General features: G+C 72.7%; 6 protein-coding genes and 1 pseudogene. 2 read left to right on the top strand and 5 right to left on the bottom strand.

Annotated elements, in window-relative coordinates; translation table 11 throughout:
* Window positions 1-54 precede the first annotated feature (54 nt).
* Window positions 55-648: pseudogene (locus tag ACWEN3_RS37680) on the top strand (copper homeostasis protein CutC); the annotation flags it as partial.
* Here ACWEN3_RS37680 and ACWEN3_RS37685 read toward each other — a convergent pair.
* The 3 genes from ACWEN3_RS37685 to ACWEN3_RS37695 form a co-directional block, all read right to left on the bottom strand.
* Window positions 645-1,832 (bottom strand): SPFH domain-containing protein, encoded by a 1,188-nt coding sequence (locus ACWEN3_RS37685; RefSeq protein ID WP_452980602.1) that lies wholly within the window; start codon window positions 1,830-1,832, stop codon window positions 645-647. The pseudogene ACWEN3_RS37680 and the gene ACWEN3_RS37685 overlap by 4 nt on opposite strands.
* Before the next feature lie 13 nt (window positions 1,833-1,845).
* The gene (locus ACWEN3_RS37690) at window positions 1,846-2,097 is read right to left on the bottom strand and encodes a hypothetical protein (RefSeq protein WP_452980605.1); all 252 of its coding nucleotides are present in this window, start codon (window positions 2,095-2,097) and stop codon (window positions 1,846-1,848) included.
* A 117-nt stretch (window positions 2,098-2,214) separates the two neighbouring features.
* Complete coding sequence (locus ACWEN3_RS37695; RefSeq protein ID WP_452980608.1) at window positions 2,215-4,302, bottom strand: HelD family protein; 2,088 nt, start codon at window positions 4,300-4,302, stop codon at window positions 2,215-2,217.
* A 317-nt stretch (window positions 4,303-4,619) separates the two neighbouring features.
* Here ACWEN3_RS37695 and ACWEN3_RS37700 point away from each other — a divergent pair, with 317 nt between their 5' ends.
* Window positions 4,620-4,802 (top strand): hypothetical protein, encoded by a 183-nt coding sequence (locus tag ACWEN3_RS37700; RefSeq protein WP_452980611.1) that lies wholly within the window; start codon window positions 4,620-4,622, stop codon window positions 4,800-4,802.
* Between the two features lie 34 nt (window positions 4,803-4,836).
* Here the strand turns inward: ACWEN3_RS37700 and ACWEN3_RS37705 are convergent, their stop codons facing one another.
* Window positions 4,837-6,480, bottom strand: coding sequence for a DNA repair helicase XPB (locus ACWEN3_RS37705; RefSeq protein ID WP_452980614.1), 1,644 nt, complete (start codon window positions 6,478-6,480; stop codon window positions 4,837-4,839).
* 93 nt (window positions 6,481-6,573) lie between these two features.
* Window positions 6,574-6,947 (bottom strand): WYL domain-containing protein (locus ACWEN3_RS37710; RefSeq protein WP_452980617.1); only part of this gene is annotated, 374 nt, incomplete at its 5' end.

Genomic DNA, 6,947 nt, shown 5'->3' on the forward strand with positions numbered 1-6,947 from the left:
GTCGCCCCCCGGGGGGGGGGCGCGTTAGGCCTGCACGGGCCCACCTAGTGGGGGGCCTACGGGCTCACCCCGTCCGCCGCCACCGTCGCCGGGATCCGCGCCGCCGTCGACATCGACCTGCGCGTGATGATCCGCCTGGCGGACGGGTTCGCGGCCGGTGACGTGGCCCGTCTGGTCCGGGTGGCGGGCGAGCTGCGGGAGGCCGGCGCCGACCAGTTCGTCCTCGGGTTCCTCGACGGGGACGGAGAGGTGGACCTGGCCGCCGTCGAGCGCGTCGTCGGCGCGCTGGACGGCTGCCGCTGGACCTTCCACCGCGCCATCGACCGGGCCGCCGACCGCGACACCCTGCGCAGGCGGCTCGCCGGCCTGCCCGGCCTGGACACCTACCTCACCGCCGGCTCGCCCGTCGGCGTGGACGAGGGCCTGGCGACCCTGGTGGCCGAGACCTGCCGGCGCGGCGAACCGGGCTACGACCAGACGATCCTCGTCGGCGGGGGCCTGCGCCTGGAGCACGTCCCGTCGCTGCGCACCGCCGGCATCGACGCCTTCCACATCGGCGGCGCGGCCCGCCCACAGGGGTGGCACGGGCCGGTGTCGGAGGGCGCCGTCAAGGAGTGGCGCGGGGTGCTGGACCGGTCACAGCACTAGTCGACGTTCACCGGACCGTCGTCCGACTTCCGCTCCTTGCCCGAACGCAGCTGGAGCAGGCCGTTGCCCGGCTTCTCCTCGGGGCGGCGGTGGTCGTCCCCGTCCTGGCCGCCCAGGTTCTGGCGGACCGAGTCGAGGATCGTCAGGCCCTGGGACACCAGGCCGGCGGCGATCTCGCCGAGGCCGTCCGCGCCGTTCAGGACGTTGACGTTGGCGCCGGCCAGGCCGCCCGCGGCCTCCTTCACGATCTGCGGGAGCTGGTCGATCAGCATCCGGTCCAGCGCGACCCGGTCGTAGGAGGCCGCCGCCTCCGCCTGGATCTTCATGCGCTGCGCCTCGGCCGCGGCGAGGATCCTGACCCGCTCGGCCTCCGCCTCGGCCGGCTTCACGACCTCCGAGACCAGCTGCCGCTGCCGCAGCTCGGCCTGGCGCTTGGCCAGCTCCGTCTGGGCGGCCAGCACCTCCTGCTGGGCGTGCGCCTGCGCCAGCGGACCGGCCTGCGCGGAGTGCGCCTGCGCGCGGTCCACCTCGGCGGAGTACTCGGCCTTGACGACGGCGGTCTGCCGGGCGTACTCCGCCTGCTTGCGGGCCGCCTCCTGCTCCGCCTCGACCGCGGCCTGCGTGGCCTGCGCCTGGGCGATCTGGGCCTGCCGCTGGATGGCCGCCTTGTGCGGGGCGGACATCGCGGCGATGTAACCGGTGTCCCCGTCGTCGATCGACTGGATCTGCAGCGAGTCGACGATCAGGCCGATCTTCGCCATCTCCACCTTCGAGGTGTCGAGGACCTCGGCGGCGAGCTTCTGCCGCTCGGTGACGATCTCCTCGACGGTCATCGAGCCGATGATGGCCCGCAGGTGGCCCGCGAAGATCCGGCCGGTGAGGACCGACATCTGGTCCTGGTCGGAGAGGAAGCGCTGGCCCGCGTTGATGATGCTCTCGTGGTCGTTGCCGACCTTGAAGGCGATGACCGCGCGGACGTGCAGTGCGATGCCCTGCCTGGTCACGCAGGTCTCGGTGACCTCGGACTCGCACATCGCGAGCGAGAGGAACCGGGTCTTGCGGAAGAAGGGCACCACGAACTTGCCGTGGCCCGTCACCACTCGGAACGGCGCGCCCCCCAGTCCCCGTCGCCCGCCCGAGATCAGCATCGCCTCGTCGGGCGCGGGTACGCGGTATCCGAACATTTTCCTGTACTCCTCAGCAGGCGCCGGCGGCGTCGCCGCCGAGCGCGTCCAATGGATCTACCCATTCGATGACACCGACCTCGCGGCAGCCCCGTGACTCGATCACGAGCACCGTCGCCCCCGCCGGCAGGGGATTCTCCGACCAGGCGAGGAAGGTCTCGGAGCCGCCTCTGACCCGGACCAGCACCTCGCCCGGTCCGGCGGCCCCGCGCGTTCCGATGAGTACCTTCCCCGTGCAGCCGATCACGGCCTCGTCCTGCGGCATCACCGGCCGTCCTCCTCGCCCTGGCCCCAGGATTCCGACGATATCCCCAGGAGGGCCGGGGGCCCAACGGGTGGGAGGACCTCGAGTGGACGGATCCGCCGCTCACGGCGGAACCGGTCAGCCGGCGCCGGGGGCGAGCTGCCCGGGAAGCGGCGCCGCGTGCGTCACGACCAGGCCCGACACCGCTCGGGTCAGCGCCACGTACAGCCGCCGCAGCCCCGTCCGCTCGTCCGGCTCGCCGTCCACCACCGCCTGCGGTTCGTCCAGGACGACGTAGTCGTACTCCAGGCCCTTGGCGAGCGAGGCCGGCACCAGGGTCAGCCGGGTCTCGCGGGTCGTCTCCTCACCGGGCGCGAGGTACGTGATCCCGGCCGCCGTCAGCGCCTCGGCCAGCGCCGGGATCCGGGCGTCGGCGGCGATGAGGCCGGTCGAGCCCTCGTTGCGCAGCAACTCCGCGCAGGCGGCGACGACTTCGCCCGCCGACGCGGCGTCACGGACCTCGAAGAAGCCGGGGTTCTCCCGGACGGAGGCGACCGGCGTCAGACCGGGCGCGATGTGCGGAAGGAGCCGGGAGGCGTAGGTGATGACGTCCGTCGGGACACGGAAGCCCGCGGTCAGCTCCTCGATGATCCCCTCCGACTTGCCCAGGTGGGCCAGCGCCTCGTCCCAACTGCGCGTCGCCCACGGCGTCGTGCCCTGCGCCAGGTCGCCCAGCACCGTCGCGCTGCCGGTGGTGCAGCGGCGCCCCACGGCCCGGTACTGCATCGGCGACAGGTCCTGCGCCTCGTCCAGGACCACGTGCCCGAGCGAGTGCGTGCGCTGGATCAGGTCGGTCGCCTCGTCGATCAGCACCGTGTCCGCGGCGGACCACCGGGCCGACTTCACGCTGCGCACCGGCTTCGCCCACAGGACCGTCTTCTGCTCGTCCTCGTCGAGGAGGCCCGCCGCGTGCTCGGCGAGGAAGTCCGCCTCGGTGAGCAGCCGCAGCACGAGCCTGGCCGGGTCCACGGCCGGCCAGGCCGCCTTCACGGCCGCCTTCACCGCGGCGTTGCGCGCCACCGCGTCCTGCACCCGGTCGTCCGGCGCCTCCCCGGCCCGCTCCATCTGCACCAGCACCGCGTGCGCGATCCGCTGCGGCAGGGCCTCGCGGGCGGCGCCGTAGCGGATGTCCCGCTCCAGCAACTGGCCGACCAGGTCCTCCAGTTCGTACGCCGGCACCCGCCAGCGCCGGGAGCCGCGGACGACCACGACCGGCTCCGTCGGCGGGGTCACGTGGGAGTACAGGGCCCGGCGCAGCACCTCCGCCATCCGGGCGTCGCCCTTGACGACCGCGGCGGCCGCGTCGTCCGTGCCGCGCACCTCCACGTGCGCGACCAGGTCGTCCACGGTGGCCTGCTGCACGGTCAGCTCGCCGAGCGCCGGGAGGACCTGCTCGATGTAGTGCAGGAAGGACCGGTTCGGCCCGATGACCAGGGTGCCGGTGCGGGCGAGCCGCTCCCGGTGCGCGTACAGCAGGTAGGCGACCCGGTGCAGGCCGACGGCGGTCTTCCCGGTGCCGGGCCCGCCCTGCACGCAGACGGTCCCGCCGAGCCCGCTGCGGACGATCTCGTCCTGCTCGGGCTGGATGGTGGCGACGATGTCCCGCATCGGGCCGACGCGCGGCCGCTCGATCTCCTGCTGGAGCAACTTGCTGGTGCCGGCCGCCTCGGCCGGGTCGGAGAGGTGCTCGTCCTCGTACGCGGTCAGGTCGCCGCCGGTGTAGCCGAAGCGGCGGCGCAGCCCGACGTCCAGCGGGTCCCGCTTCGACGCCCGGTAGAACGGCTGCGAGACCGGCGCGCGCCAGTCGATGACCATGGGGTCGCCGCTCGCGTCGTGCACATGCCGCCGCCCGATGTAGAACCGCTCTCCCTCGGCGCCTTCCGCCCGCTCCGCCCCCGGCGCGTGCAGATAGTCGAGCCGGCCGAAGAACAGCGGGGTGTCGCTGAGGTCGGCGAGCGCCTTGATGCGCTCGTCGATCTGGCGGGCGAGGACTTCGGCGTTGACCCAGTTCGCGGTGACGTCCCTGATGTCCAGCGACTCCACGTCCTCGCGCATGGCGCGCAGGGCGGAGCGGGACGCGGCGAGGTGGGAGCGCTCGCGGGCGAGGGGATCGTCGTGGGGGGCGTCGAGCGGGTCGGCGAGGGGGTCGCGGGCGGGCGTGGACAAGGGGGTGCCTCCGGTAGACCTGCTGGGTGGCTACGACGATGCCGACCGGTTTCCGACCGGGCGACGGCACTCCGTGAGGGGAGGCGGGCAAGAGCGGAGATTCTAGGCGAGCGGGCGGAGGGCGTGCCAATGAATTTCCGGGCGCTTTCCCGCTTACTTTCCGGGCCTCTTTCCCGGGTCCGTTTCCGCCCGTCCCCTAGGGGACGGGGACTGACCGGAGTAGGGGCCCGGGTCCACCCACGGGCGCACCCGGAGCCTTCCGGGATTGGCTCCGCAGACCGATGCGCATCGGGCGCCCGAAGTTCCACCATGGAGACATGAGCGCAGCAACCATCTCCTCGGTCCCCGTCCATCCCCCGACCGGAGCCACGGCAGTGGACGGCGCCCCGCGCCACCTCCTCGGCAGCGTCCTGCACGCGATCAAGGTGTTCGCGGAGGCGGCGTTCGGCGTAGTCGTCCTCGGCGAGTACGGCGAGGAGACCGGTATACGCCGTAAGTGACGGCACCCCGCCCCCTCCTCGGCACCCGCCGGCCTCACCCCTCGGCGAGGACCTCGTCCGCGTCCACGATCCGGTAGGCGTAGCCCTGTTCGGCCAGGAAGCGCTGGCGGTGGGCGGCGAAGTCCTGGTCGATGGTGTCGCGGGCCACGACCGAGTAGAAGTGGGCCTGGTGACCGTCGGCCTTGGGCCGCAGCACGCGGCCGAGGCGCTGGGCCTCCTCCTGGCGGGAGCCGAAGGTGCCGGACACCTGGATGGCGACCGTGGCCTCGGGCAGGTCGATGGAGAAGTTGGCCACCTTCGAGACCACCAGCACGCTGATCTCGCCCTCGCGGAAGGCGTCGAAGAGCTTCTCGCGCTGGGCGTTGGACGTCTCGCCCTTGATGACGGGCGCGTTCAGGTGCTCGCCCAGCTCGTCGAGCTGGTCGATGTACTGGCCGATGACGAGGATCTGCTGGCCCGCGAAACGGCGGACCAGGGCCTCGGTGACCTTCCGCTTGGTGGCCGTGGTGGCGCAGAAGCGGTACCTCTCCTCCGTCTCGGCCGTCGCGTACGCCAGCCGCTCGGAGTCCGTCAGGTTCACCCGGACCTCCACGCAGTCCGCGGGCGCGATGTAGCCCTGCGCCTCGATCTCCTTCCAGGGCGCGTCGAACCTCTTGGGCCCGATCAGCGAGAACACGTCCGACTCGCGGCCGTCCTCGCGGACCAGCGTCGCGGTCAGCCCCAGCCGCCGCCGCGCCTGCAGATCGGCGGTGAACTTGAAGACGGGAGCCGGCAGCAGATGCACCTCGTCGTAGACGATCAGACCCCAGTCCCGGGAGTCGAAGAGCTCCAGGTGCGGGTAGACGCCCTTCCTCCGGGTCGTCAGCACCTGGTAGGTGGCGATGGTGACCGGGCGGATCTCCTTCCTCGTGCCGCTGTACTCGCCGATCTCGTCCTCGGTCAGCGAGGTCCGCTTCACCAGCTCGTGCTTCCACTGCCGCGCGGAGACGGTGTTGGTGACGAGGATCAGGGTGGTCGACTTCGCCTCGGCCATGGAAGCGGCGCCGACCAGCGTCTTGCCCGCGCCACAGGGCAGGACCACGACACCGCTGCCGCCGTGCCAGAAGTTCTCCACGGCCTGCTTCTGGTACGGCCTGAGCGCCCAGCCCTCCTCGCGCAGGTCGATGGGGTGCGCCTCGCCGTCCACGTATCCGGCGAGGTCCTCGGCCGGCCAGCCGAGCTTCAGCAGCACCTGCTTGATCTGCCCGCGCTCGGAGGGGTGCACCGCGACGGTGTCCGGGTCGATCCTGGCGCCGACCAGCGGGGCGATCCGCCTGGACTTCAGGACCTCCTCCAGCACCGGCCGGTCGGTGGTGGCGAGGACGAGTCCGTGCGCGGGGTGCTTGGTGAGGGTGAGGCGGCCGTAGCGGTCCATCGTCTCGGCGATGTCCACGAGCAGGGCGTGCGGCACCGGGTAGCGGCTGTACTGCACCAGCGCGTCCACGACCTGCTCGGCGTCGTGCCCCGCCGCCCGCGCGTTCCACAGGCCGAGCGGGGTGACCCGGTAGGTGTGGATGTGCTCGGGCGCCCGCTCCAGCTCGGCGAAGGGCGCGATGGCACGCCGGCAGTCGTCCGCCCGCTCGTGGTCGACCTCCAGGAGCAGGGTCTTGTCGGACTGGACGATCAGTGGACCATTCACGCGCGGCACACCCTTTCGACAACGGCCAAACGTCCAGTGTGCCCCATCCGCCGACGATCAGGGCCGGTCGCCGGAAGCCCCCGCCGGCGGCCGTCAGCCCTCGGCGAGCTCGGCGACCCCGGTGATGCGGTGCAGTGGATACGTCCGCACCTCGTCCGCCGTGTGGTCGTACGCCGTCACGAAGCCGCCCTCGACGCGGATCGGGGCGATGACGCGCTGGCTGGCGGCGCCCTCGGCGTTGACGTAGCCGATCCACAGCGAGTCGCCGGTGAGGACGGCGGCCTGCACGGTGGCCAGGGTCTCGGCGGAGGAGGTGCGGGGCAGCTCGCCGCCCGCCAGGGAGGCCCCGGTGGGCTTGCGGGGGGCCGTGGCGGCCAGGTCGCCGGCCCGGATCGCGCGGATCGCGGCTGTGGGAGCGGGCCGAGGTCGGCGTAGAGGTGGCGGCCGGCCTGCGGGGGGCGGGCGAG

Source organism: Streptomyces sp. NPDC004561 (assembly GCF_053602155.1).